The organism is Pantoea sp. Cr_R13, from assembly GCF_029222565.1.
GTDB lineage: Bacteria > Pseudomonadota > Gammaproteobacteria > Enterobacterales > Enterobacteriaceae > Pantoea > Pantoea eucalypti.
Map to the genome: position 1 here is coordinate 1 of NZ_JARHXL010000018.1, position 25373 is coordinate 25373.

Annotated in this window: 24 protein-coding genes; 8 read left to right on the plus strand and 16 right to left on the minus strand. The window is 53.9% G+C overall.

The window, feature by feature from the left end; all coding sequences use genetic code 11:
- Nucleotides 1-117: 117 nt before the first annotated feature.
- A complete protein-coding gene (gene gmhB / locus P2R09_RS16985; protein WP_275771451.1) occupies nucleotides 118-678 on the minus strand; it encodes a D-glycero-beta-D-manno-heptose 1,7-bisphosphate 7-phosphatase in 561 nt (186 codons plus the stop codon).
- Nucleotides 679-867: 189 nt separating this feature from the next.
- Here gmhB and metN point away from each other — a divergent pair, with 189 nt between their 5' ends.
- From metN to proS, 6 genes are all read left to right on the plus strand, one after another.
- A complete protein-coding gene (gene metN / locus P2R09_RS16990; protein WP_275771453.1) occupies nucleotides 868-1899 on the plus strand; it encodes a methionine ABC transporter ATP-binding protein MetN in 1032 nt (343 codons plus the stop codon).
- Entirely contained in the window at nucleotides 1892-2545 is a 654-nt protein-coding gene (locus tag P2R09_RS16995; protein WP_003852613.1) for a methionine ABC transporter permease MetI, read from the plus strand. The genes metN and P2R09_RS16995 overlap by 8 nt, the downstream gene beginning before the upstream one ends.
- A gap of 30 nt (nucleotides 2546-2575) precedes the next feature.
- Complete coding sequence (locus P2R09_RS17000) at nucleotides 2576-3391, plus strand: MetQ/NlpA family lipoprotein (protein WP_003852616.1); 816 nt, start codon at nucleotides 2576-2578, stop codon at nucleotides 3389-3391.
- A gap of 128 nt (nucleotides 3392-3519) precedes the next feature.
- Nucleotides 3520-3918 carry an Rcs stress response system protein RcsF gene (gene rcsF / locus P2R09_RS17005; RefSeq protein WP_003852619.1) on the plus strand — a complete coding sequence of 133 codons (399 nt, stop codon included), beginning with the start codon at nucleotides 3520-3522 and terminating at the stop codon, nucleotides 3916-3918.
- Entirely contained in the window at nucleotides 3915-4619 is a 705-nt protein-coding gene (gene tsaA / locus P2R09_RS17010; RefSeq protein ID WP_182629974.1) for a tRNA (N6-threonylcarbamoyladenosine(37)-N6)-methyltransferase TrmO, read from the plus strand. The genes rcsF and tsaA overlap by 4 nt, the downstream gene beginning before the upstream one ends.
- 89 nt (nucleotides 4620-4708) lie before the next feature.
- Nucleotides 4709-6427: a proline--tRNA ligase gene (gene proS / locus P2R09_RS17015; protein WP_275771462.1), complete on the plus strand. Its 1719-nt coding sequence runs from the start codon at nucleotides 4709-4711 to the stop codon at nucleotides 6425-6427.
- 272 nt (nucleotides 6428-6699) lie between these two features.
- Here the strand turns inward: proS and arfB are convergent, their stop codons facing one another.
- Nucleotides 6700-7110, minus strand: a complete 411-nt coding sequence (gene arfB / locus P2R09_RS17020; protein WP_003852622.1) for an alternative ribosome rescue aminoacyl-tRNA hydrolase ArfB — start codon at nucleotides 7108-7110, stop codon at nucleotides 6700-6702.
- A gap of 217 nt (nucleotides 7111-7327) precedes the next feature.
- Here arfB and P2R09_RS17025 point away from each other — a divergent pair, with 217 nt between their 5' ends.
- On the plus strand, nucleotides 7328-7528 hold the full coding sequence (locus P2R09_RS17025) for a YaeP family protein (RefSeq protein WP_275771464.1): 201 nt from the start codon (nucleotides 7328-7330) through the stop codon (nucleotides 7526-7528).
- Complete coding sequence (gene rof, locus P2R09_RS17030) at nucleotides 7515-7775, plus strand: Rho-binding antiterminator (RefSeq protein WP_008925644.1); 261 nt, start codon at nucleotides 7515-7517, stop codon at nucleotides 7773-7775. The genes P2R09_RS17025 and rof overlap by 14 nt, the downstream gene beginning before the upstream one ends.
- A gap of 40 nt (nucleotides 7776-7815) precedes the next feature.
- Here the strand turns inward: rof and P2R09_RS17035 are convergent, their stop codons facing one another.
- From P2R09_RS17035 to rseP, 14 genes are all read right to left on the minus strand, one after another.
- Nucleotides 7816-8124: a cytochrome c gene (locus P2R09_RS17035; protein ID WP_275771468.1), complete on the minus strand. Its 309-nt coding sequence runs from the start codon at nucleotides 8122-8124 to the stop codon at nucleotides 7816-7818.
- 2 nt (nucleotides 8125-8126) lie between these two features.
- The gene (gene tilS, locus P2R09_RS17040; RefSeq protein WP_275771470.1) at nucleotides 8127-9443 is read right to left on the minus strand and encodes a tRNA lysidine(34) synthetase TilS; all 1317 of its coding nucleotides are present in this window, start codon (nucleotides 9441-9443) and stop codon (nucleotides 8127-8129) included.
- Nucleotides 9444-9495: 52 nt separating this feature from the next.
- The gene (locus P2R09_RS17045; protein ID WP_003852628.1) at nucleotides 9496-9885 is read right to left on the minus strand and encodes a VOC family protein; all 390 of its coding nucleotides are present in this window, start codon (nucleotides 9883-9885) and stop codon (nucleotides 9496-9498) included.
- A gap of 64 nt (nucleotides 9886-9949) precedes the next feature.
- Nucleotides 9950-12100 (minus strand): lysine decarboxylase LdcC, encoded by a 2151-nt coding sequence (locus tag P2R09_RS17050; protein WP_275771473.1) that lies wholly within the window; start codon nucleotides 12098-12100, stop codon nucleotides 9950-9952.
- Between the two features lie 171 nt (nucleotides 12101-12271).
- The gene (gene accA, locus P2R09_RS17055) at nucleotides 12272-13228 is read right to left on the minus strand and encodes an acetyl-CoA carboxylase carboxyl transferase subunit alpha (RefSeq protein WP_003852630.1); all 957 of its coding nucleotides are present in this window, start codon (nucleotides 13226-13228) and stop codon (nucleotides 12272-12274) included.
- A gap of 12 nt (nucleotides 13229-13240) precedes the next feature.
- Nucleotides 13241-16723, minus strand: coding sequence for a DNA polymerase III subunit alpha (gene dnaE / locus P2R09_RS17060; protein ID WP_003852631.1), 3483 nt, complete (start codon nucleotides 16721-16723; stop codon nucleotides 13241-13243).
- A 31-nt stretch (nucleotides 16724-16754) separates the two neighbouring features.
- The gene (rnhB, locus tag P2R09_RS17065; protein ID WP_275771475.1) at nucleotides 16755-17381 is read right to left on the minus strand and encodes a ribonuclease HII; all 627 of its coding nucleotides are present in this window, start codon (nucleotides 17379-17381) and stop codon (nucleotides 16755-16757) included.
- Nucleotides 17374-18522 carry a lipid-A-disaccharide synthase gene (lpxB, locus tag P2R09_RS17070; RefSeq protein WP_275771477.1) on the minus strand — a complete coding sequence of 383 codons (1149 nt, stop codon included), beginning with the start codon at nucleotides 18520-18522 and terminating at the stop codon, nucleotides 17374-17376. Before lpxB ends, rnhB begins: the two co-directional genes overlap by 8 nt.
- A 3-nt stretch (nucleotides 18523-18525) precedes the next feature.
- Nucleotides 18526-19314, minus strand: a complete 789-nt coding sequence (gene lpxA / locus P2R09_RS17075) for an acyl-ACP--UDP-N-acetylglucosamine O-acyltransferase (RefSeq protein WP_003852636.1) — start codon at nucleotides 19312-19314, stop codon at nucleotides 18526-18528.
- Nucleotides 19315-19317: 3 nt separating this feature from the next.
- Nucleotides 19318-19773, minus strand: coding sequence for a 3-hydroxyacyl-ACP dehydratase FabZ (gene fabZ, locus P2R09_RS17080; protein WP_003852639.1), 456 nt, complete (start codon nucleotides 19771-19773; stop codon nucleotides 19318-19320).
- Nucleotides 19774-19925: 152 nt separating this feature from the next.
- Entirely contained in the window at nucleotides 19926-20951 is a 1026-nt protein-coding gene (gene lpxD, locus P2R09_RS17085; protein WP_275771489.1) for a UDP-3-O-(3-hydroxymyristoyl)glucosamine N-acyltransferase, read from the minus strand.
- A 3-nt stretch (nucleotides 20952-20954) separates the two neighbouring features.
- Nucleotides 20955-21452 carry a molecular chaperone Skp gene (gene skp, locus P2R09_RS17090; protein WP_003852644.1) on the minus strand — a complete coding sequence of 166 codons (498 nt, stop codon included), beginning with the start codon at nucleotides 21450-21452 and terminating at the stop codon, nucleotides 20955-20957.
- A gap of 110 nt (nucleotides 21453-21562) precedes the next feature.
- Nucleotides 21563-23974 (minus strand): outer membrane protein assembly factor BamA, encoded by a 2412-nt coding sequence (gene bamA / locus P2R09_RS17095; RefSeq protein WP_275771491.1) that lies wholly within the window; start codon nucleotides 23972-23974, stop codon nucleotides 21563-21565.
- Nucleotides 23975-24025: 51 nt separating this feature from the next.
- Nucleotides 24026-25372, minus strand: a complete 1347-nt coding sequence (gene rseP / locus P2R09_RS17100) for a sigma E protease regulator RseP (RefSeq protein ID WP_275771492.1) — start codon at nucleotides 25370-25372, stop codon at nucleotides 24026-24028.
- Nucleotide 25373: the final 1 nt, after the last annotated feature.

Below are 25373 nucleotides of genomic sequence, written 5' to 3' on the forward strand. Positions count from 1 at the left end.
TTTCCGTTTCCGGTTTGCCGTGTCAGTGGAGGCGCATTATAGGGAACGGCTGAGATAGCGCAAGTGCAAATTACAACTTTTTCACTGTTCGCCTGAAATTTGCACAAAAGCGCCGTTTTAAGCCTTTTTAATGCGTCCTGGCAGCTCTGCAAGGCTATTAATTACCCAATCTGCTGCGGCTTCACCTTCAGCGGTAATCGGTTTGCCACTGCGCACCAGCACTTTGGTGCCCACACCGGCAGCCTGCCCGGCCAGCATATCCTCCAGCTTGTCACCCACCATATAAGAAGCAGCCATATCAATGTGCAGCTCTTCCTGTGCCGTCAGCAGCATGCCTGGCTGCGGCTTACGGCAGTCACATTCCTGACGAAACGCTTCAACTGTTGCTTCAGGATGGTGAGGACAGAAATAGATGCCATCAAGATCAACGTCGCGATCGGCCAGCGACCAGTCCATCCACTCAGTCAGCCGCATAAAGGTATCTTCGGTAAACATACCGCGCGCGATACCAGACTGATTGGTCACAACCACCAGCGCATATCCCATTGCCTTCAGTTGTTGCAGCGCTTCAATGGTGCCGTCAATAAACTGGAAGTCATCAATCTCATGGACATAGCCATTATCGACATTAAGGGTGCCATCACGATCAAGAAAAATAGCGGGGACTTTATTCGCCACGTAGAAACTCCTGCTGTAAAAATTGCCGATCAGTATCGCATGATTGCTATAAAAGGGAGAATGTCAGATTGAATCACTTCCATTGATTTAGACGTCTGGATGCCTTAACATCCATCCAGCTTTTATAATGAACAAAAGCGACGAGGTTTCCCACACCACGGACAACGCAATACGATAATTAATAACATAATGATTAAACTTGAAAATATCACCAAAGTGTTTCAGCAAGGCTCGCGGACTATTCCGGCATTAACGGATGTGAGCCTGCATGTGCCTGCCGGACAGATTTATGGCGTTATCGGCGCTTCCGGTGCCGGTAAAAGTACACTGATTCGTTGCGTTAACCTGCTGGAGCGCCCAACCTCGGGCCGCGTACTGGTAGATGGGACGGATTTAACCGCACTCAACGAACGCAAGTTAACCCAGGCGCGCCGCCAGATCGGCATGATCTTCCAGCATTTTAACCTGATGAACTCACGAACGGTTGCGGGCAATGTCTCTCTGCCACTGGAACTGGGTAATCTCTCGCGTGCGCAGATCAACGCTCGCGTCACTGAGTTGCTGGAACTGGTGGGATTATCCGATAAGCATGATGCCTGGCCCGCCAATCTGTCGGGCGGACAAAAGCAGCGCGTCGCGATTGCTCGTGCCCTGGCCAGTAATCCCAAGGTCCTGCTGTGTGATGAAGCGACCAGCGCACTGGATCCCGCGACCACACGCTCAATTCTGGAATTGCTCAAAGACATCAACCGCCGCCTGGGGCTGACGATTCTGCTGATTACCCATGAGATGGATGTCGTTAAACGCATCTGCGATCAGGTTGCTGTCATCAGTCACGGTGAGCTGATTGAGAAAGATAGTGTCAGCGAAGTCTTTTCTCATCCTAAAACGCCGCTGGCGCAGCAGTTTATTCAGTCCACGCTGCATCTGGATATCCCGGATGATTACCAGCAGCGTCTTTCTGCCACCGCATCTGAAAATACCGTGCCGCTGCTGCGACTGGAATTCACCGGTAAATCGGTTGATGCGCCGCTGCTTTCCGAAGCGGCCCGCCGTTACAACGTGAATAACAACATTATCAGTGCGCAGATGGATTACGCCGGTGGCGTGAAGTTCGGCATTATGCTGGCAGAAATGCACGGCACAGAGAGCGATACCCGCGAGGCGATTGCCTGGCTGAAGGAGAATCATGTGAAAGTAGAGGTGTTAGGTTATGTCTGAAGCGATGATGTGGTTGCTGGGACGGGGCGTGTGGGAAACGCTGATGATGACCTTCGTCTCAGGCTTTTTCGGTTTTGTGCTGGGCCTGCCAGTCGGCGTTTTACTCTATGTGACCCGTCCAGGACAGATTCTTCAGAATCAGGGACTTTATCGCGTACTTTCCGCGCTGGTAAATATCTTCCGCTCGATTCCTTTCATTATCCTGCTGGTCTGGATGATTCCCTTTACCCGCGTGATCGTCGGCACCTCAATCGGACTGCAGGCGGCTATCGTGCCGTTGACCGTCGGTGCTGCGCCGTTTATTGCGCGTATGGTTGAAAATGCCTTACTGGAACTGCCAACCGGCCTGATTGAAGCGTCACGTGCCATGGGTGCCACGCCAATGCAGATCATCCGTAAAGTTCTGCTGCCGGAAGCGATGCCGGGCCTGGTGAATGCGGCGACCATCACGCTGATTACGCTGGTCGGTTACTCCGCCATGGGTGGCGCGGTGGGTGCCGGTGGCTTGGGCCAGATCGGTTATCAGTATGGTTATATCGGATATAACGCCACTGTGATGAATACGGTATTAGTGTTGTTAGTGGTTTTAGTGTATCTCATTCAATTCTGTGGCGACCGCATCGTGCATGCTGTGTCCCATAAGTAAGCAATATCACATTATTAAGAAGGAAAGGATATGTCTTTCAGGTTCAAGAAAATTGCCGCTGTGGGTGCACTGATTGGCGCGATTGCGCTGGCAGGTTGCGATCAAAAAGAGAAAGACCCTAACCACATCAAAGTGGGCGTGATTGTCGGTGCTGAGCAGCAGGTTGCTGAAGCCGCGCAGAAAGTAGCGAAAGATAAGTATGGTCTGGACGTTGAGCTGGTCACTTTCAACGACTACGTTCTGCCGAATGAAGCGCTGAGCAAAGGCGATATCGACGTTAACGCCTTCCAGCACAAACCTTACCTTGATCAGCAGATCAAAGATCGTGGCTACAAGCTGGTTTCAGTGGGTAATTCTTTCGTCTACCCAATCGCGGGCTATTCGAAGAAGATCAAATCACTGGATGAGCTGCAGGATGGCGCGCAGGTTGCTATTCCAAACGATCCGACCAACCTGGGCCGTACACTGCTGCTGCTGCAGAAAGTCGGTCTGATCAAACTGAAAGATGGCGTGGGCTTGCTGCCAACCTCACTGGATATCACTGAGAACCCTAAGCATCTGAAAATTGTTGAGCTGGAAGCGCCGCAGCTGCCACGTTCACTGGACGATCAGCAGATTGCTCTGGCGGTGATCAACACCACTTACGCCAGCCAGATTGGCCTGACGCCAGCGAAAGATGGCATTTTCGTCGAAGATAAAGATTCACCTTATGTGAACCTGATTGTCGCGCGTGAAGATAATAAAGATGCGGAAAACGTGAAGAAATTCGTCAAGGCTTACCAGTCTGACGAAGTTAACGCAGAAGCAAATAAAGTCTTTAACGGCGGCGCGGTTAAAGGCTGGTAATTCAGTCCGTGATCTCTCTAAGGGCGGCGCTATGCCGCCCTTTCTGCTATTGGGTGCCCTGCCCGACTTGTTATTTATTCTTGTCCTTGTTTCAATAACGCCACTTTTTGAAACCTGAGGATGTTGCCATGCGTTTTTTACCGCTCTGCTTGTTAGCATTGATGCTGACAGGGTGTGTTCATGAGTATCACCCGATAAGCAGCGCACCGTCCCGGCCGCAGCAATCCAGTGAACCGACCCATAAGCCTGTGGCACGACCCGCACCCGTTAAGCTCTATACCGATGCCGCCGATCTTGTCAGTAAGCCGTTCCGCGATCTGGGTGAAGTCTCCGCTGAAGATTGCCAGATGAGCAATCAGAACTCCCCGGCCAATATCGCTACAGCACGGAAACGTCTGCAGATCAAAGCATCACAGATGAAAGCCAATGCAGTGCTGCTGCATCAGTGTGAAATCGTTACCGGCACACCAGGCTGCTATCGCCAGGCGGTGTGTCAGGGTTCAGCGCTGAAAGTCAGCAATCAATGAGTGAATTCGCCTTTGCGCAAATTGGGGTAATCCGTTCGCCGTGGAAGGAGAAGTTTGCCGTACCGCGTCAGCCAGGCCTGGTGCAGGATGGCGGCGGCGAGCTTCATCTGCAGCCACCTTACAATCAGCCGGAAGCGGTACGTGGACTGGAAGCGTTCAGCCATCTCTGGCTGCTGTTTGTATTCCATCAGACGATGGAAGGTGGCTGGCGTCCCACGGTTCGCCCTCCCCGTCTGGGCGGCAATGCGCGCATGGGTGTTTTTGCGACACGTTCAACATTCCGTCCCAATCCCATTGGGATGTCGCTGGTTGAACTGAAAGGTATCAGGATTGAGAAGCAGCAGGTGATTCTGCAGCTTGGCAGTCTGGACCTGGTCGATGGTACTCCGGTAGTGGATATCAAACCTTATCTGCCTTTTGCCGAAGCGCTGCCTCATGCCCAGGCAGGTTTTGCTCAGGCGGCCCCTGCGGCTGATATGCCGGTTCGCTTCTCCGCACTGGCCCAGCAGCAGCTTCAGCAGCAGTCGCGCTACCCCAATCTGGCACGCTTTATCCGTGAAGTGCTGGCACAGGATCCCCGCCCGGCTTATCGTCAGGGCGAAACGCAGGCGCGGGAATATGCGGCCTGGCTGATGGATTTTAATGTCCGCTGGCGCATTGATGATGCCGGTACTGAAGTGATCGCTATCGACCCGCGTTAAAACCCGCTTTTGAGGCGGTGATCTCACTGGTACACTAGCCGCCAGCAAAATTCTGTCTGTGACTTTCCGATCAACTGGAACCGTAATCAATGCGTACTACTCAATATCTGCTCTCTACTCAGAAAGAGACGCCTTCCGACGCTGAAGTGATCAGCCACCAGCTGATGCTGCGCGCCGGTATGATCCGCAAACTGGCTTCTGGCTTGTACACCTGGTTACCGACCGGGGTTCGCGTGCTGAAAAAAGTCGAAAACATCGTGCGTGAAGAGATGAACAACGCGGGCGCTGTTGAGATTTTAATGCCGGTTGTGCAGCCCGCCGACCTGTGGCAGGAGAGCGGTCGCTGGGAGGAGTATGGCCCGGAACTGTTACGTATTGCCGATCGCCACGAGCGTCCGTTCGTGCTGGGTCCGACGCATGAAGAGGTGGTCACTGACCTGACCCGCAACGAACTGAGCTCTTATAAGCAGTTGCCGCTCAACCTGTATCAGATTCAGACCAAATTCCGTGATGAAGTGCGTCCACGTTTTGGCGTGATGCGTTCACGCGAGTTCATCATGAAAGATGCTTACTCGTTCCATACGTCGCAGGCATCGCTGCAGGAAACCTATGACGCGATGTACCGCGCCTATAGTCAGATCTTCAGCCGTATGGGACTGGATTTCCGTGCTGTGCAGGCCGATACCGGCTCTATCGGCGGCAGCGCATCACATGAGTTCCAGGTGCTGGCGCAGAGCGGTGAGGATGATGTGATTTTCTCTACCGATTCTGATTACGCCGCTAACATTGAGCTGGCCGAAGCCGTCGCACCCGCCGGTGAACGTGCCGCACCGTCGCAGGAGATGCAGCTGGTCGAGACGCCAGACGCAAAAACTATCGCGGAGCTGGTTGAGCAATTCAATGTACCTGTTGAAAAGACAGTGAAAACGCTGATTGTTAAAGGTGCAGAAGAGAGCGGTCACGCGCTGGTTGCCCTGCTGGTTCGCGGCGATCATCAGTTAAACGAGATCAAAGCAGAGAAGTCAGCCATCGTTGCATCGCCGCTGGTGTTCGCGACGGAAGAAGAGATTCGCGCCGCAGTGGGTGCGGGTCCGGGTTCAATCGGGCCTGTGGGTCTGCAGATGCCGATCATTGCTGACCGTACCGTGGCGAAGATGAGCGATTTCAGCGCCGGTGCCAATGTCGATGGTAAACACTACTTCGGCATTAACTGGGAGCGCGATCTGCCGCTGGCCAGCGTTGCGGATATCCGTAACGTGGTCGAAGGCGATTTAAGTCCGGATGGCAAAGGCACGCTGCAGATTAAACGTGGTATTGAAGTCGGTCACATCTTCCAGCTCGGCACTAAGTATTCTGACGCGCTGAAAGCCTCCGTTCAGGGTGAAGATGGCCGTAATCAGGTGATGAGCATGGGCTGCTATGGCATTGGCATCACCCGCGTGGTGGCGGCAGCCATTGAGCAAAACCATGACGATCGTGGCATCATCTGGCCAGCCGCACTGGCACCGTTCGAGGTGGCGATTCTGCCGATGAATATGCAGAAATCGTTCCGTGTTAAAGAGCTGGCAGAAGAGTTATATGCCACGCTGCGTGCCAAAGGCGTTGAAGTTATCCTGGATGACCGTAAAGAGCGTCCGGGCGTGATGTTCGCCGATATGGAACTGATCGGTGTACCACACACCATCGTCATCGGCGATCGCAATCTCGACAACCAGGAGATTGAATACAAATCACGTCGTGCCGGTGAGAAGCAGATGATTAAGCAGGATGAAATTGTTGAATTCCTGCTGAAAGCGCTGAACAAGTAAATTGTGAAGGAAAGGTCAGATAACTTGCTTGTGTGGCCTCTAACAGCTTAAGAGTTTGCCCGGTTGCTGTAATTCCGTATCTGCTCAGGAAACAGGGTCAGATCGGAAAGACGCAAAAGCCCCCATCCATGGCATGCTCGGTCCGCGCCGTCCTGGCGCGGGACGCTTTCCTCTTCTGACACTGTTCCCTTCACCATGCGCTTATTCGTTGCTGCCAGAGTCACGCTGAGCTGCCTGATCAGTACTCAAACGCCCCGCCTGCGGGGCGTTTTTTATTGCACCTTGCCGCGCATCGATTTCGTCGAACTGCGACGGGCTTTTCCTTCCAGACGACGCTCTTTCGAGGCGCGGGTCGGCCGCGTGGCGCGCCGGGCTTTTTCCACGGTACTCAGCTCCTGGATCAGATTGACCAGACGTTGCAGCGCCGCTTCACGATTCATCTCCTGACTGCGATACTCCTGCGCCTTGATCACCACCACGCCATCTCCGGTAATCAAATGATGACTGGCAGTGAGCAGCCGCTCTTTATAAAACGCGGGCAGCGAAGAAGCCGCAATATCAAAGCGCAGATGAATGGCCGTGCTGGCTTTGTTGACATGTTGTCCACCGGCGCCCTGAGCGCGAATAGCCGTCAGCTCGATCTCACTCTCCGGAATCTCAACCGAACGGGATAGCATAATCATCAGCTTGCTCCCCACACCTTAATCACGTTGACCTCCGATAACCTGTTCATCAAATTAACCTTTTGTGCTCTGATTCATTCCGTCCCAGACAGCGGAATCTGTCACTTTAGCAGTGATTCGCGCACTGTTCCTGCTTTACGCAGGCTGATTTCCTCTAAATGGCTATGATATAGTCGCCAGTTAACCAGAGTATCGACGCTCTGCTGAGGGGGGCCATGTGCAAAATTATTGTGAGTTAGTTCGCCGGAAATATGCCGAAATCGGCAGCGGAGACTTAGGTTACATTTCGGATGCGATTGGCTGCGCATTGAAGGCACTTAATGATATTGCCGCAAATACTGAGCTAAACTCTTCTGTCAGGGAACAGGCGGCCTACGCCGCTGCTAACTTATTGGTGAGCGACTATGTTGATAAATGAAGCGTACCAACCTATCAATTGTGATGACTACGATAATCTGGAACTCGCCTGCCAGAACACCTGGATGCTGTCGCTGGAAATGAAAGATGGCGAACAGCTCAAGGCAAAGGCCAAAGAGATTTTTTCACGCAAGAACGTGGAATATCTGGCTATCGATCTTTCCGGTGAACATCGCGAATTACGTCTCGACCATATTGCCAGCTTTACCCATCCCGAACTGGGTACGGTGGTTGTCAGCGCTGAGTAATAGACGCATCACGGGCGGGACCTTCCCGCCCTGTTAACCCTCAGGGCTGCAACGAACTGTAGTACGCCGCCAGATCAGCTATATCACCGTCACTCAATCCCGCTACAAATGCCTTCATCACCTCAGCCTGGCCGCCATTGCGCTCGCCCTTTTTGTAGGCGTGCAAAGCCTGTTCCAGATAAGTTGCGTGCTGCCCGGCCAGATTGGGATAGAGGGGCAAAGCCGCTTTACCTGCTGCACCATGGCAGGCCATGCAGCTCCCTGCTTTTTGTGCGCCGCGTTGCGCATCGCCCGCAGCCCACGCCGGTAATACGGCGCCCACTAAAAAGGCGATAAACCATTGCTTCATTATTATTGTTCCCCTGCGCTGCATGCCCTGTCCCAGACTATCTGCCAGCCCTGTTGATCAACAGCTGCGCCAGCGTGGGTGACAAACAGATTCGGAACACAGACCAGCGTCTGGTTATAAAAGATTAACGGCAGCCGTTCTCGCTCCCACGGAGGTATCTGCAACTCCTGCCACAGCTTTTTCATTTCCCTTCCACCCTGACGGCCCACCAGATGAACGTGACCCTGCGCATGAAAGCGTACGCTGACCTGCTCATCCGGCTGAGGATAACGCAACAGGCTCTGCGCCTGGCTGGCGTGCAACGTGCCGAGATTCTGCGGTAACACCAGCGGCTGGCTGAGATCGGGCCATGCCAGCTCGGTGTCGCGCAGTGAACTGCGCAACGGCAGCCAGTAGAGCTGCTGACGGTAGCGGCGGAGTTCAGCCTGACCGAATCGCAGCTTCGGCTGCGCATCCTCCCGGCTCGCCATGACTTCATCGCGAATACGTTTCAGCGCTTCACGGGAGGGCATCCTGCCGCCCTGCCCGGCGATCCAGCGGCGCAATAACGCATTAGCACGCAACTCACTCATGACCATTAAGGGCGGAAAGTGCAGGCTGCCATCTGGCTGGATGAGCTCATTGAGTTGTCCGGCGAGCAGTTCATCCAGTAACTGCTCCTGCTCACTGCACAACGCCGCACTTCGGGCTGTCGCCTCGGCAAAATGGGGCCAGCGCTGGTAAAGCGCCGGCAGCAGCCGTTGACGAAGGAAGTTACGGTCGTAGCGAAGATCCTGATTACTTTCATCTTCGATCCACAGCAGCTGATGGGTTCTGGCATAGGCTTCAAGCAACTGCCGCGACTGATTCAGCAGTGGACGCAGCAGCTGATGCGAACCCAGCGCACGCGCAGCAGGCATCGCCGCCAGCCCGGCCGGACCGCTGCCGCGCTTCAGCGCCAGCAGAAAGGTTTCACACTGATCGTCGAGGTGCTGCGCGGTCAGTAACACTTCACCCGGCAACAGTGCCGCACTGAGCGCCTGATAACGGGCGGTGCGGGCGGCTGCTTCAATGCCGTTTTCCCTGCCATCCACGGTAACGTGCAGTACCTCACATGGCAATTGCCACTGCTCGCATACCGACAGGCAGTGCGCTGCCCAGCAATCGGCATTCGGGCTAAGCCCATGATGAACATGTAACGCCCGCAGATGGGATTCGGGATGCTGCTGCTGCCAGCCGCGAAGCTGATGCAGCAGCACGGTTGAATCGAGTCCGCCACTGAAGGCGACCACCAGCGCGGCATCAGGTTGCAACATGGCGTCAAAAGCGGGCAAAGGCATGGCAGAATCCAGAAAGTCGGGCCACTGAATGTCGCCCGCTGAGCGCGCTATTTTACGCCTGATAAAGCTCCAGCGGCAAACCATCCGGATCGGCAAAGAACGTACACTGTTTACCCGTCAGTTCATCGATGCGAATCGGCTCGCAGATTACGCCTTTACTGGCCAGCGTTGCGACAGCGGCGGCCACATCCGGCACGGTAAAGGCCAGATGACGCAGGCCACACGCTTCGGGATGACTGACGCGCGCCGGCGGCTCAGGAAAAGAGAACAGCTCAATAGTGTAGCGATCCTCCAGGGCCAGGTCGCCTTTCCAGGAGTCGCGCGCTTCACGGTAATATTCGCCCATGAGACGAAAGCCCAGCACATCACAATAAAACGCTTTGCTGCGCTGATAGTCGGAAGCGATGATGGCGATGTGGTGAATAGCGGTTAACTGCAACATGTTGAATATCCTGATTCGGGCAGGCTGTCCGCAGACACCCTGCCGCTATTAGTCGTTTAAAGGTTTATACGGGATCGTTTTTCAGCACGCGGACGCGATACTCGCCCTCTTCCGTCAGACTGGCACCGTGAATATCGGTCTCGAAGCCCGGATAATGCCGGCCGATACTGCACAGCATCAGCAGGAAATCGAGCACGGCACGGCTCTTCTCCGTAATCATCTCTCCAGGCATCACCAGTGGCACGCCTGGTGGATAAGGCAGAATCATGTTGGCTGACACCCGCCCGACCAGTTCGCTGAGATCCACCGTTTCGATGTTGCCCTTCACCTGTTGCTGAAACGCCTGATGCGGCGTCATCTTCATTTCGGGCAGGACATCAAATGCCTGCAGCATCAGTCGCGGCAGGTCATGATGACGGATCAGTTGATGGATCCCCTGTGCCAGCGTCTGAATGCGCATGTTGCGATAGAAGTCGGGATCTTCAGCGTAGAGATCAGGCAGCATGTTCTTTACCCGCAGATTGAGATCGTAGGCGCGTTTGAACTCAGTCAGACCGCGCAGCACGCTCATCGCTTTGGTTTTGTCGATGCCAATACTGAAAAGGAACAGCAGGTTGTAGGGGCCGGTTTTCTCGACCACGATGCCGCGCTCATCAAGAAATTTCGCCACCAGCGCTGCCGGGATCCCTTCGTCTGCCATCTCTCCCAGCTCGCTCATTCCTGGCGTCAGGATAGTGACTTTGATCGGATCGAGGTACATGTGATCGCGATCGGCCTGCGTAAATCCGTGCCAATCCTCGTCGCCGGGCTGGATCGCCCAGCATTGCGCTTCGTCGACCTGTTCCGGCTGCCAGATATCGAAAAACCAGCTGTCGGACTCTTCACGCAGGCGCTGAATCTCACGACGAAAGTGCAGCGCACGCTCCACCGAGCGATTGATCAGCCGCTTGCCGGGATTACCGCGCAGCATCGCAGCAGCAGTTTCAATGGAGGAGACGATGGCGTAATTGGGCGACGTGGTGGTGTGCATCATATAGGCTTCGTTAAACGTCTGTTCGTCGTAGTCGCCTTTAATGTGAATCATGGATGCCTGCGAAAACGCCGCCAGCAGTTTATGGGTCGATTGCGTTTCATACACCACTTTGCCCGGGGTGCGCTCGCCACTCATACCACTTTTCCCGGCATAAATCGGATGGAAATTGGTGTAAGGCACCCAGGCTGAATCGAAGTGAATCGACGGCACATCCAGCGTCTCTTTAATGTACTGGGTGTTATAGAGCAGCCCATCGTAAGTGGAGTTGGTGATTACCGCATGAACCGGCCACGTGGCGCGATCGGTCGTCGCGACTTTTTGTGTAATGCTCTCGCGGGTGAATTCATGCTTTGGAATCCCGCCGAGAATCCCCAGTGCATTGCGGGTCGGCTTCAGCCAGATGGGGATCAGATCGCTCATCATCAGCAGATGCGTCAGTGACTTGTGGCAGTTGCGATCGATCAGTACGGTGCTGCCCGACGGTGCCGCATACATGCCGACAATTTTGTTCGACGTTGAGGTGCCGTTGGTCACCATGTAACTCTGTTCAGCACCAAAAGTGCGTGCGATATACTCTTCCGCTTCAAGATGTGGACCGGTGTGGTCCAGCAGCGAACCCAGCTCTGTAACGGAAATTGAGATATCTGACTTCAGGGTATTGGCCCCGAAGAAATCATAAAACAGGCAGCCTACCGGGCTCTTCTGAAACGCGGTACCCGCCATATGGCCCGGCGTGCAGAAGGTGTACTTGCCCTCTTTCACATAGGTGAACAGCGCTTTAGTCAGCGGCGGCGTAATGTGGTCGAGATAGTCATCGGTATACTGCCGGATATGCAGCGCGATATCCTCGGCAGCATTCAGCGCATATTCAAAAAAGTGCAGTGGCATGCGCATCTCATTGATGCTGATGTCCATCTGCGAGTGGGTGTTGATAAAGGCATACAGTGGCAGGTATTCATTGAGCTGATTAATCTCACCGCACAGTTCCGGGCTGTTGTGCGCGTCCCAGTCGAAGATGACGCCGCTGATACGCGGATTGTGTTCGATCAGTTTCAGCAGATCGTCACTGTTTTTCGGGTAAAGCAGCTGGAAGCCTTGCAGATTTAACGCCGCGTCGAGTTCGCGTAACGGTTCATCTTTATAAAACACGCCGTGCGCGCCCATGATCGCCAGAATATTCAATGCCCATCTCCGTGATTGTTGTGCAACCGGACAAGCATAACCGCTAACCAGGGGAAGGTGTAGCAAGGGGACGATCAGATGAGGCTGAAAGGCATCAGGCAGCGTACCGCGATAAACCCACGGCATAAAAAAAGCGGACCGAAGTCCGCTTGCTGATTGGTTGAGTCTGAATCAGGCGTAGCCGTAGCTCATCAGGCGCTGATAACGACGATCCAGCAGCTCTTCAGTGCTTAATCCATCGAGATCGGCCAGATCAGCCAGCAGCTGTTGCTTCAGAGACTGCGCCATATCAACCGGACGGCGATGTGCACCACCCAGCGGCTCAGGGATCACTGAGTCAATCAGCTTCAGCTCTTTCAGACGGTGAGCGGTAATGCCCATCGCTTCAGCAGCCAGCGGCGCTTTGTCCGCGCTTTTCCATAGAATGGAGGCACAGCCTTCCGGCGAGATCACTGAATAGGTGCTGTACTGAAGCATATTCACTTTATCGCCCACGCCAATCGCCAGCGCACCGCCCGAACCGCCCTCACCGATAACCGTACAGATAACCGGTACTTTCAGGCCAGACATTTCACGCAGGTTGCGGGCGATCGCTTCAGACTGCCCACGCTCTTCCGCGCCCACGCCAGGATACGCACCCGGTGTGTCGATGAAGGTGATGATTGGCATTTTGAAACGCTCAGCCATCTCCATCAGGCGCAGCGCTTTGCGATAGCCTTCCGGTGCTGGCATGCCGAAGTTACGGCGAATCTTCTCTTTGGTTTCACGGCCTTTCTGGTGCCCGATGATCATCACCGGACGTCCATCAAGACGCGCAATCCCGCCCACAATCGCTTTGTCATCCGCATAAGCACGGTCGCCCGCCAGCTCATCGAAATCGTCGAAGGCGTTGCGAACATAGTCAAAGGTGTAAGGACGTAACGGATGACGCGCCAGTTGAGCAATCTGCCATGCGCCCAAATCAGCGAAGATTTTACGGGTCAGCTCAACACTTTTCTCACGCAGACGCTGAACTTCTTCATCCAGATTAACGTGTTTATCATCCTGACGACCAATTGAAGTCAGCGAATCGATCTTCGCTTCCAGTTCTGCAATTGGCTGTTCAAAATCCAGGTAATTAAGACTCATAATGTTCCTGTTCTAGTCAAACTCCAGTTCCACCTGCTCCGATCCAATCAACGAGCGCAGATCGTTAAGTAAACGATCGCTGGGCGAAATTCGCCACGCTGCACCAAAGCGCAGTTTCGCTCGCGCGTCGGCTCTCTGATAGTAGAGATTCACCGGAATAGTCCCTGAACGATGAGGTTCCAGGGACTGACGGAGCCGGTTTAATAGCTGGTCATCAATTTGCCTGTCCGTCAGCGAGATAGCAAGTCCGCGCGCGTATTTTTCGCGAGCTTCGTCGATGTCCATGACTTCACGCGCGGTCATTTTAAGCCCGCCACTGAAGTCATCAAAGCTGACCTGTCCGCTGACGATCAGGATTCGGTCTTTCTCCAGCAACTGCTGGTATTTATCTAACGCATCGGTAAATAACATCACCTCAAGACGACCGGAGCGATCGTCCAGAGTACAGATACCAATTCGGTTGCCGCGCTTGGTGACCATTACCCGCGCGGCGATCACCAGACCAGCCGCCACGGTAATTTTACCCCGATCGGTAGGATGCATATCTTTCAGACGCACCCCGCCAACATAACGCTCAATTTCTTTCAGATACTGATTAATCGGGTGGCCGGTAAGATATAGCCCCAGCGTTTCCCGCTCACCATCCAGCTGCACCTGCTCAGGCCACGGCGTGACGCTAGCGTATGATTTCTCAACCTGCTCCGGCTCCTCCGCCAGCACGCCAAACATATCTGCCTGGCCAATCGCCTCCGCTTTCGCGTGTTGATCGGCGGCTTTTAACGCGTCACTGAGTGAACTCATCAGGGCGGCGCGGTGCGGCCCAAGGCGATCGAAAGCCCCGGACATAATCAGTTTTTCCATCACCCGACGGTTGATCTTTTTAGTGTCAGTACGGGCACAGAGATCAAACAGTTCGCGGAAATAGCCACCTTCGTTACGGGCGTCGATAATCGCTTCAATCGGGCCTTCACCCACGCCTTTGATCGCGCCGATGCCGTAAACGATCTCGCCCGCGTCATTAACATGGAAGGGATAGAGACCTGAGTTAATATCGGGCGGCAGGACTTTCAGCCCCATCCGCCAGCACTCATCGACCAGGCCCACCACTTTCTCGGTGTTATCCATATCGGCGGTCATCACCGCTGCCATGAACTCGGCCGGATAGTGCGCTTTCAGCCACAGGGTCTGATAGGAGACCAGTGCGTAAGCCGCAGAGTGTGACTTGTTAAAGCCATAACCTGCAAATTTTTCTACCAGATCGAAGATCTTCATCGACAGTTCGCCGTCGATGCCCATGCTTTCGGCACCATCGCGGAATATGGAGCGCTGTTTGGCCATCTCCTCGGGTTTCTTTTTACCCATGGCGCGTCGCAGCATATCTGCGCCGCCCAGGGTGTAACCGGAGAGAACCTGGGCGATCTGCATCACCTGTTCCTGATAGAGGATGATGCCGTAAGTCGGTTCCAGTACTGGCTTCAGGCTTTCGTGCTGCCACTGAATGTCGGGATAAGAGATCGCTTCACGGCCATGCTTACGGTCGATAAAGTTATCTACCATGCCAGATTGCAGTGGGCCAGGACGGAACAGCGCCACCAGTGCGATCATATCTTCGAAGCAGTCGGGCTTCAGACGCTTAATCAGATCTTTCATGCCGCGCGATTCAAGCTGGAATACCGCTGTGGTTTCCGAGCGCTGCAGCATATCGAAGCTTTTCTTATCATCAAGCGGGATTGAGGCGATATCGATCGGCTCCAGCCCCTGCTTCTCCCGGCGCGGGTTGATCATCTTCAGCGCCCAGTCGATGATGGTCAGCGTACGCAGACCCAGGAAGTCGAACTTCACCAGGCCGGCATATTCCACATCATTTTTATCGAACTGGGTGACCGGGAACTGCCCGTGTTCATCGCAGTAAAGCGGCGCGAAATCCGTGATTTTCGTTGGCGCAATGACCACGCCACCCGCATGTTTACCGGCGTTTCGCGTGACCCCTTCCAGCTTACGCGCCATATCGATCAGCGCTTTCACCTCTTCATCTGCGTCATACATCGCAGGAAGTTGCGGTTCAGCAATAAAGGCTTTTTCCAGCGTCATGCCGGGATCGGGCGGGATCAGTTTTGAAATGCGATCAACAAAGCCGTAAGGATGACCCAGCACGCGGCCCACATCGCGGATAACCGCTTTCGCCGCCATGGTGCCGAAGGTGATAATCTGGGAAACCGCTTCACGTCCGTACATATCAGCGACGTGTTCGATTACCTGATCGCGCTTCTCCATGCAGAAATCGACGTCGAAGTCGGGCATCGAGACGCGTTCCGGGTTCAGGAAACGTTCGAACAGCAGGTCAAATTCCAGCGGATCGATATCGGTGATTTTCAGCGCATAGGCCACCAGCGAACCGGCACCGGAACCACGACCCGGACCGACCGGCACGCCGTTATCTTTAGACCACTGGATGAACTCCATTACGATCAGGAAGTAACCAGGGAATCCCATCTGGTTAATAACGGTGAGCTCAATCTCCAGACGCTCATCATATTCCGGACGTTTTTCTGCGCGCTCAGCTTCGTCCGGGAACAGGAACGCCAGGCGCTCTTCCAGCCCCTCGCGGGATTTCACCACCAGATAATCTTCGGTAGTCATGTCACCGGTCGGGAACTGTGGCAGGAAATATTCGCCCAGTCGCACCGTCACGTTACAACGCTTAGCAATCTCTACACTGTTCTCCAGCGCTTCCGGGATGTCCGAGAACAGCTCGCACATCTCCTCTTCGCTGCGCATATATTGCTGAGGACTGTAGTTGCGCGGACGCTTGGGATCATCCAGCGTATAGCCGTCATGAATGGCAACGCGAATTTCGTGCGCATCGAAATCTTCTGCATTGATAAAGCAGACTTCGTTGGTGGCAACGACCGGTATTCCCTCTGCAATCGCCAGTTCAACGGCCGCATGCAGATAGCTCTCTTCGTCCTGTCGGCCAGTACGGATCAGCTCCAGGTAGTAGCGATCGGGGAAATGTTGCTGGTAAAACGACAGGCACTGCGACACCAGCGCATTGTTACCGCGCAGCAGGCTACGACCTACATCGCCGCGTCGCCCACCCGACAACAGTATTAATCCTTCCTGCAATTCGATCAGCCAGTCGCGATCAATAATGGGTCCGTCCACGCCATAACCGCGCTGATAGGCACGGGAGATCAGCAGCGTCAGGTTCTGATATCCGGTATTACTGGATGCCAGCACGGTAAGCTGTGTCAGCTCATCCCCCATCAGCTCACTGGCAACATTAAAATCGGCACCAATGACTGGCTTTATCCCTGCGCTGTGTGCGCCACCGTAAAATTTCACCAGGCCACAGAGGTTAGTGAAGTCGGTAATCGCTATCGCCGGCATGCCAAGGGCAGCCGCTTTCTTGATTAGCGGCCCGGTTTTTGCCAGGCCATCAACCATCGAATAGTCACTGTGGACACGCAGATGTATAAAACGGGGTTCAGCCATATCAGTTTCCGGTTAAAACAGCGTCAGGCTATTAAAGCGTAAGGGTCTGGCGGGCAGCCAGTACTTCAGCATCGAGCAGCGCATTACGTACAGGCGCAAAACTGCGACGATGGTGCGGCGTGGCGCCATATTGCGTCAGTTTTTCCATATGCAGCGCCGTCGGGTAACCTTTGTGCTGCGCAAAACCATACTGCGGGAACAGCAGGTCCAGTTCGGCCATCTCACGGTCACGCGAGACTTTGGCGATGATCGATGCTGCACTGATTTCGGCAACCAGGCTATCCCCTTTGACGACGGCCTGTGAAGGCATGGGCAGTGCCGGACAACGATTACCATCTATCAGGACATAGTTGGGCTGAATACTCAAGCCGGCAACAGCGCGCTGCATCGCCAGCATCGTGGCATGCAAAATGTTGAGCTGATCGATCTCTTCAGGTTCTGCGCGTCCCAGACTCCATGCCAGCGCTTTCTCTTTGATTTCGTCGTACAACGCCAGGCGGCGCTTTTCCGACAGTTTCTTCGAGTCCGCCAGGCCGGTAATCGGATTTGCCGGATCGAGGATCACCGCAGCAGTGACCACCGCGCCAACCAGCGGACCGCGCCCCACTTCGTCCACACCGGCAATCAGTCTGGCGACAGGATAGATAAAATCAGGCATTCACCAGCTCCAGTACCGCATCCGCTGCCTGCTCATCGGCGTTCCAGCGGATCTGTTGATGTAATTCATGAAACGTCTGCAGCAATGTTTCGCGCTCAGGTCCGGCATGCAACAGCGGATCTAACGCTGCAGCCAGGGCTTCAGGTTGACACGCATCCTGCAGTAACTCTTTGACCAGCTCACGCCCTGCCAGCAGGTTTGGCAGCGAGACGTAAGGGGTTTTCACCAGCCGTTTCGCCAGCCAGTAAGTGGCCGGTTTCATGCGATAACCGACGACCATCGGGCATTTTGCCAGCATGCACTCCAGTGCGGCAGTCCCTGATGCCAGAAGTGCGGCATCGCTTGCAATCATCGCCTCACGTGCCTGTCCATCCAGCAGATGCATCGGCAGTTCAGGCGCAACGTCAGCTTTAATCTTCTCAAACTGTTCACGGCGACGGGCGTTAACCAGAGGCACCACGATTTCCAGCGCCGGATAGTGACGACGCAATAATTGGGCTGTTTTCAGGAAGTCAGCACTGAGCATTTCCACTTCCGCACCACGACTGCCAGGCAGCAGGGCCAGACAGAGCGCATCGTCCGCAATGCCGAGATGACGGCGCGCAGCCTGCTTATCAGGTTGCAGCGGCATGGCATCCGCCATGGTGTGACCGATAAAGCGGCAGGGAACGTTATAACGATCGTAGAAGGCTTTTTCAAACGGCAGGAAGGCCAGCACCAGATCGGTATTTCGGCCGATCTTAAACACGCGCTTTTGCCGCCATGCCCACACCGAAGGACTGACATAGTGGATCGTACGGATGCCCGTACGTTTGAGATTGCCTTCCAGCGTGATATTAAAATCGGGCGCATCAATGCCGACAAAGACGTCGGGTCTGAGCTCGGTAAAGCGTCGGGTGAGATCGCGGCGGATTGTCAGCAGGCGTCGCAGGCGACCCAGCACCTCGACAATGCCCATTACCGCTAACTCTTCCATCTCATACCAGGCTTCACACCCTTCAGCCTGCATCAGTGGACCCGCCACACCGACAAAGCGTGCATCAGGATGGCGCACTTTCAGGGCACGGATCAGACCTGCACCAAGAATATCGCCGGAGGTTTCTCCGGCGACCAGGGCAATCGTTAAAGGACGCGCTGACATGGATTAACGAATTAATCCACGGGTTGAACGGGTAAAGAAGTCGTAGAAAGGCTGCACTTCGCTGTGCTGTTGCGCAATGGCTTCGATCTCCGGCTTCACTTCTTCCAGCGTTCTGCCACTGCGATAGAGCAGCTTGTAAGCGTTGCGAATCGCATGCAACGACTCTTTGCTGAAGCCACGACGCTTAAGACCCTCAATATTGATACCGAACGGCGTCGCATGGTTACCCTGCGCAATAACGTAAGGCGGAACATCCTGCGCCACGCCGGAACAGCCACCAACCATCACGTGCGCACCGATGATGCACCACTGATGTACCGCTGTCATGCCGCCAATAATGGCGAAATCATCGACCGTCACGTGACCACCCAGGGTGGCGTTGTTCGCGAAGATACAGCGGTTACCAATCACGCAGTCATGCGCAATGTGGACATTGACCATCAGCAGATTATCGCTGCCCACTGTGGTGACATGGCCACCCTGCGTGGTGCCGCGATGAATCGTCACGCTTTCACGGATGCGGTTGCGATCACCGATCTCAACCCGTGTTGGCTCACCGGCATATTTCAGATCCTGATTCACTTCGCCAATTGAGGCAAACTGGTAGATCTGATTATCTTTACCGATACGCGTGTGGCCATTCACCACAACGTGTGACTTCAGTACTGTTCCTTCACCAATCTCAACATTCGCGCCGATAAAGCAAAACGGGCCAATGTGAACACGGGCGCCAATGATAGCGCCCTCTTCGATGACAGAACTGGGATGGATAGTGGCGGTTGGATCAATCACGAATTATGCCTCCCGGCTGCGGGCACACATCATGGTCGCTTCACAAACGATTTTACCGTCAACAGTCGCCACGCCTTTAAAGCGGGTCAGACCACGGCGGGTTTTCTCGAAAGTGACTTCCATGATCATTTGGTCGCCTGGTACCACAGGACGCTTAAAGCGGGCACTGTCGATACCAGCAAAGTAATAGAGTTCGCCTGGCTCCAGTTTACCTACGCTTTTAAACGCCAGAATACCGGTGGCCTGCGCCATCGCTTCCAGGATTAGAACGCCAGGAAAAATCGGTTTACCAGGGAAGTGCCCCTGGAAAAACGGTTCATTAACAGAAACGTTCTTCACTGCACGCAGGTATTTGTGCTCTTCAAATTCCAGCACACGGTCTACCAGCAGAAACGGATAGCGATGCGGCAGCAGCTCTAAAATCTCTTCAATTTTCAGAGTATGAGTTTCAGTAGTCAAAATACTCTTCCTGTCCTAAAAATCTGATGACATCAATAACACGGCCTGCACAGATCAAAATGATCTTCCGCAGGCCGCAAATAGGCACTGTGGCGCCGGGCTTCCCTGCTTAACATTTTTATTATGAAAGCCGGTCAGTTTTGGGATGGCGGTTAGTCGTCTTTGCCGACCTTGCGCTCGATGGCTTTTAAGCGTTTGCTCATATCATCGATGTTCATCACCAGCGCTGCAGTTTTACGCCAGGTTTTGTTGGGTTGCAGCGGAATGCCTGACGAATAAACGCCTGGCTCTGTGATAGGACGCATGACCATACCCATACCGGTCACCGTTACTTTGTCACAGATTTCCATATGGCCGTTAATGACGCTGGCACCGCCAATCATACAGTAACGTCCAATCTTCAGACTACCCGCCATGATCACACCGCCTGCAACCGCAGTATTGTCACCAATAACTACGTTGTGAGCGATCTGGCACTGGTTGTCTATGATAACACCATTGCCGATCAGAGTGTTATCAAGCGCACCGCGATCGATGGTGGTGCAGGCCCCTATTTCGACGCGATCGCCGATAATTACCGCGCCTAACTGCGGGATTTTCACCCAGTTACCGCGATCGTTGGCATAGCCGAAACCATCAGAACCGATGACGGTACCTGACTGAATCAGACAATCCTGGCCAATTTCGATCTCGTGATAAACCGAGACGTTGGCCCAGAGACGGGTGCCGCTGCCAATACGGGTTTTTTTGCCAACAAAACATCCCGCACCAATAACTACGTTGTCACCCAGCTCAACATCCGCTTCGATCACTGCATTGGCGCCAATGGCGACATTGCTGCCGAGTCGGGCTGAGGGGTCAATTACCGCGCTGGGGGCGATATTTTGCGCCGGCTGTGGCGTGGTATCGAGTATTTGTGCCATACGCGCATAAGTCAGGTAGGGATTTTTCACTACCAGCGCTGCGGTATTACACCACTCCAGATCCGCTTCCGTCAGCACCACGGCTGAGGCCTTAATCAGGGCGAGTTGCTCGCGGTAACGGCTGTTTGCAAGAAAAGTGATTTGGCCAGTTGTGGCGGATTGCATAGAAGCAATGCCGGAGATGGCGATATCGCCATCTCCGTGCAATTCTGCATCCAACTGCTGGGCTAAATCAGCCAGTCGAATAGATGACATGAATTATTTAACCTGTTTCAGCACGTCAGCTGTGATGTCTTTTGCGTTTGATGCATAAGCCACCGCGTTGGCGTCGATCACGACGTCGTAACCATCGCTGTCAGCGACTTTCTTAACGGCATCCTGAATACGGCTCAGCAGCTTGTTACGCTCTTCCATCTGACGACGACGGTTATCCTGCTCAAAAGCCTGTGCTTTTGAAGAGAACGCTTCACGCTGAGACATGACATCTTTTTCCATGCGGCTGCGTTCGCTCGCCTTCATGGTAGAACCGTCACGCTGCAGACGCTGCATTTTAGTTTGCAGATCGCGCTCCTGGCTCTGCAACTCAGTTGCACGGCCTTTGAACTCGTTTTCCAGCTGTTTAGCAACAGTCGCACGTTGCGGTAACTGTTGGAAAATGCTGGACACGTTTACCACTGCAATTTTGTCAGCAGCCTGAACACCAGCGGAAACCGCTAAAGCAAGACCCAGACCTGCGGCACACAACAACTTTTTCACTATAAACTCCTTACCATCAACGTTTGTGTCAGCGACACAGTGTTTGCGCCGGAACAGCAACAGGTGCTGCCCGGCAGCAATACTTCAGCTATGCATCCTTGCTCAGAACATTACCAGGTTTTACCAATGTTAAACTGGAACTGCTCTGACTTGTCTCCATCGACTTTCTTGAACGGCTGGGCGTAAGAGAACACCAGCGGGCCAAGCGGTGACATCCACTGCAACGCAACACCGCTTGATACACGGATGTTGTTTGGATCGCTGTAGTCAGGAATGCCTGCCGCACGCGTTTCCGCTGTATTTTCCCAATGGGTATCCCACGCGGTACCGGCATCGACAAACACCGAGGTACGCACCGAGTTAGCATACTTCTCGCTCAGGAACGGCGTTGGCGTGATCAGCTCAAGGCTGGCGATCGCCATGGCGTTACCGCCCACCGCATCGTCAGACTTACAAACGCCATTTGGATCAGCGATTCGGCAGTTCGACGAGTTGTTATTAAAGTAGGCCGCTTTCGGTCCAATGGTGTTGGACTGGAAGCCGCGAACCGTGCTTGAACCACCGGCGTAGAAGTTCTCGTAGAACGGCATCTCTTTGCCGCCGAGTCCATCGCCATAGCCGATACGACCACGTCCCAACAGCACCCAGGTACGATCCTGATTAATCGGCACATACTGCTGACTATCCAGCGTGGCCTTATAGAAGCTGTTATCTGAACCCGGAATCGTCACTTTACCATTCAGGTTGGTGCGGTTACCGGATGTCGGGAAGAATCCGCGGTCCAGGGTGTTGTAAGTCCAGCCGTAGTTAAAGGTGAAGTCATCTGCTGAGAATTCGCCTCTGTCATTAAGCTGCTGCGGCTTACCAACCGAATCAAGGTAACGCCACATCGCAACCTGCGGCTGCATGTTTGACAGGTCATTGTGGACATAGCCCAGACCGACACGCAGGGTGTTGTTTTCGTTAACCGGGAAGCCAAGTGTGCCATCCAGACCATAGCTCTTGTTGGTATAGTCAGAAAGGTCAGCATTGTCTGCTTTGAAGTCGTTGTAGAACAGACGACCACCCAGACTCACACCGTCAACGGTGAAGTAAGGGTCAGTAAGCGAGAATTCAGCATAGGTCTGGTAATCGTTTTTGGTCCCGCTGATGCCCACGGTATTACCGGTGCCCAGCCAGTTATCCTGCGTTACGCCAACCTGGAAACTCACACCACTTTCAGTGCCGTAACCGACGCCGAAGTTGAAAGTACCGGTGTTACGCTCTTTAACTTTGTAGACCACGTCAACCTGGTCAGGCGAGCCTGGTACACGCTGGGTATCCACATCCACGGTTTCAAAGTAACCGGTGCGGTTCAGACGCTCTTTACCCTGTTCAACCAGATCGCTGCCCAGCCATGCGCCTTCCATCTGACGCATTTCGCGACGTAACACCGAGTCTTTTGACGTGTCATTACCTTCGAAACGAACATTACGCACGTAGTAACGGTTCCCCGCATCCACGTTGATGTGCAGTTTCACGGTTTTGTCGGCGTCGTTGATTTCTGGCTGTGTGACGACACGCGGATAGGCATAGCCGTAGCGGCCCAGCAGTTTCTTGATGTCATCTTCCATTTTCGTGACTTTGGCGCCGTTATAGAGCTCGCCTGCCGGAATTTTGGTCAGATGTTCAATTTCTGCGGAGTGGCCCGCCATGCTGCCATTGACGATTACGCCAGCAATTTTGTACTGGTCACCCTCGGTGATGTTCACCGTGATGTAGATGCCCTTTTTATCTGGCGTCAGGCTGACCTGCGTCGAATCGATATTGAAGCGTGCATAGCCGCGATCCAGATAGAAGCTGCGCAGAGTCTCAAGGTCACCTGCCAGTTTCTGCTTCTGGTATTTACGATCGCCGACCACGTTCCACCACGGCACTTCATCACGCAACTGGAAACGGGAGATCAGTTCATCAGAGCTAAAGGCTTTATTACCGACAATGTTGATCTGCTGAATTTTGGCAGAGACACCTTCGGTAAAGACCAGCTTCAGATCAACACGGTTACGCGGCAGGGGTGTCACCACCGCTTTCACGTTGGCGGTGTATTTACCGACGCTGTAGTAGAAATCCTCAAGGCCTTTCTCAATAGAAGAGATAGTGGTGCGGTCCAGCGCTTCGCCGACACGCACACCTGAGGCTTCCAGATTTTGTTTGAGCTGATCCTCTTTCACCGCTTTGTTACCGGTGAAGGTAATGCTGGCAATGGTAGGACGTTCTTTGACCTGGACAATCAGCGTTGTACCGTCTCGCAGGACCTGAACATCCTCAAAGTTGCCAGTAGCGAACAGCGAGCGAATGGTATTTCTGACATCATCGTCATTCACCGTATCGCCAACCCGTACTGGCATGCTCAGCAGAGCCGCGCCGACGGCGACTCGCTGCAGCCCTTCGAAATGAATATCCTTCACCACGAAATCGTCTGCACCGTAAACGGTGGCGCTGCTAAACAGCAGCGACGCTATGAGCAACTTTTTCATCGCCATCGTTGTTATGCGTTTTCCTAACACATCCCTCGAATGTTCGCGTTCCAGCGGTTACAAACGTGAGAAATCATTGAAAAGTGCAAGCCCCATTAACAGCACCAGTAAAATCGAACCGATGCGATAACTAAAGTCCTGAACTCGCTCGGACACCGGTCCACCTTTGATCTTTTCGATCGCAAGGAAGAGCAAGTGCCCACCATCTAAAACCGGCAAAGGGAACAGGTTGATGATGCCCAGGTTGACGCTAATCAACGCCAGGAACATCAGGTAGTAAATCAACCCGTACTCAGCTGACAATCCTGCACCCTGCGCAATCGAAATTGGCCCGCTCAGGTTGTTCAGCTTCACATCACCCGTTATTAACTTGCCCAGCATGGAAACAGTGAGCTTCATCAATTGCCAGGTTTTTACACTGGCCTCACCGATTGCCGCAAATGCGCCATACTGCCTTACCGTCTTGTACTCTTCTGGCAGCGGGACGATACGCGGAATCACTCCCGCAAAGCCCGCCTTACTGCCATTTTTCGCTTCTGGCGTCATCGTCAGCGCAATTGATTCACCGCCGCGATCCACTTCAAGCGCCATGCTTTTACCGGGATTATCCCGGACCTGCGTGACAAAAGTCTGCCACTGCGATAATGGCTGACCATCGACTTTAACGATCCTGTCGCCTGCTTGCAAACCGGCTTCACTCGCTGGCGAGTTCGCCTGCACTTCTGCCAGTGTGGTCTCAATTTGCGGACCGCGTGGCTGAATCCCTAATGCAACGACCGGATCCTGCTTATCAGGCTCAAACTGCCAGTTACGCAAATCCAGCAGCTTCTGCTGGGTTGCATCTTCGCCAAATCGGGCCACGGTTAACGTGGTGCTGCTATCGCCGATTTTACCCACCAGCGCCATACGCACAGCATTCCAGTCAGGCGTTTCGATACCGTCAACAGCCTTAAGTTCCATGCCGGGCGTAATTTGCGCTTCTGCAGCGACCGAACCGTTTAAAATTTCACCGATTACCGGGCGTACACCCGGTACGCCGTGAATAAACACAACCCAGTAGGCAAAGATGGCAAAGATAAAGTTAGCGACAGGCCCTGCCGCAATAATGGAGGCGCGTTGCCAGACGGCTTTGTTATTAAAAGCCTGATGACGCAACTCGGCGGGCACGCTTTCGACACGTTCGTCGAGCATTTTAACGTAGCCGCCGAGAGGGATCAGCGCGATGACAAATTCGGTGCCGTGGCGGTCACGGCGCTGCCAGAGCGCCTTACCAAATCCAATAGAAAAGCGCTCAACTTTGACACCACAGCGACGAGCGACCCAGAAGTGGCCAAACTCATGCACGGTAATCAACACGCCCAGCGCAACGATAAAGGCGAAGAAACTCCAGATTATGCTCAACATC

Bases quoted from the DNA above. Each gene is read 5' to 3' on its own strand.
- metN (WP_275771453.1), top strand. From the start codon at position 868: ATGATTAAACTTGAAAATATCACCAAAGTGTTTCAGCAAGGCTCGCGG.
- dnaE (WP_003852631.1), bottom strand. From the start codon at position 16,723: ATGGCTGAACCCCGTTTTATACATCTGCGTGTCCACAGTGACTATTCG.
- P2R09_RS17000 (WP_003852616.1), top strand. From the start codon at position 2,576: ATGTCTTTCAGGTTCAAGAAAATTGCCGCTGTGGGTGCACTGATTGGC.
- lpxD (WP_275771489.1), bottom strand. From the start codon at position 20,951: ATGTCATCTATTCGACTGGCTGATTTAGCCCAGCAGTTGGATGCAGAA.
- tilS (WP_275771470.1), bottom strand. From the start codon at position 9,443: ATGCCTTTGCCCGCTTTTGACGCCATGTTGCAACCTGATGCCGCGCTG.
- tsaA (WP_182629974.1), top strand. From the start codon at position 3,915: ATGAGTGAATTCGCCTTTGCGCAAATTGGGGTAATCCGTTCGCCGTGG.
- P2R09_RS16995 (WP_003852613.1), top strand. From the start codon at position 1,892: ATGTCTGAAGCGATGATGTGGTTGCTGGGACGGGGCGTGTGGGAAACG.
- rof (WP_008925644.1), top strand. From the start codon at position 7,515: ATGTTGATAAATGAAGCGTACCAACCTATCAATTGTGATGACTACGAT.
- proS (WP_275771462.1), top strand. From the start codon at position 4,709: ATGCGTACTACTCAATATCTGCTCTCTACTCAGAAAGAGACGCCTTCC.
- bamA (WP_275771491.1), bottom strand. From the start codon at position 23,974: ATGGCGATGAAAAAGTTGCTCATAGCGTCGCTGCTGTTTAGCAGCGCC.
- arfB (WP_003852622.1), bottom strand. From the start codon at position 7,110: ATGATTATGCTATCCCGTTCGGTTGAGATTCCGGAGAGTGAGATCGAG.
- rseP (WP_275771492.1), bottom strand. From the start codon at position 25,372: ATGTTGAGCATAATCTGGAGTTTCTTCGCCTTTATCGTTGCGCTGGGC.
- P2R09_RS17045 (WP_003852628.1), bottom strand. From the start codon at position 9,885: ATGTTGCAGTTAACCGCTATTCACCACATCGCCATCATCGCTTCCGAC.
- lpxB (WP_275771477.1), bottom strand. From the start codon at position 18,522: ATGTCAGCGCGTCCTTTAACGATTGCCCTGGTCGCCGGAGAAACCTCC.
- P2R09_RS17035 (WP_275771468.1), bottom strand. From the start codon at position 8,124: ATGAAGCAATGGTTTATCGCCTTTTTAGTGGGCGCCGTATTACCGGCG.
- rnhB (WP_275771475.1), bottom strand. From the start codon at position 17,381: ATGCCTGATTTTATCTATCCTGTCGCCAGACTGATTGCCGGTGTGGAC.
- accA (WP_003852630.1), bottom strand. From the start codon at position 13,228: ATGAGTCTTAATTACCTGGATTTTGAACAGCCAATTGCAGAACTGGAA.
- rcsF (WP_003852619.1), top strand. From the start codon at position 3,520: ATGCGTTTTTTACCGCTCTGCTTGTTAGCATTGATGCTGACAGGGTGT.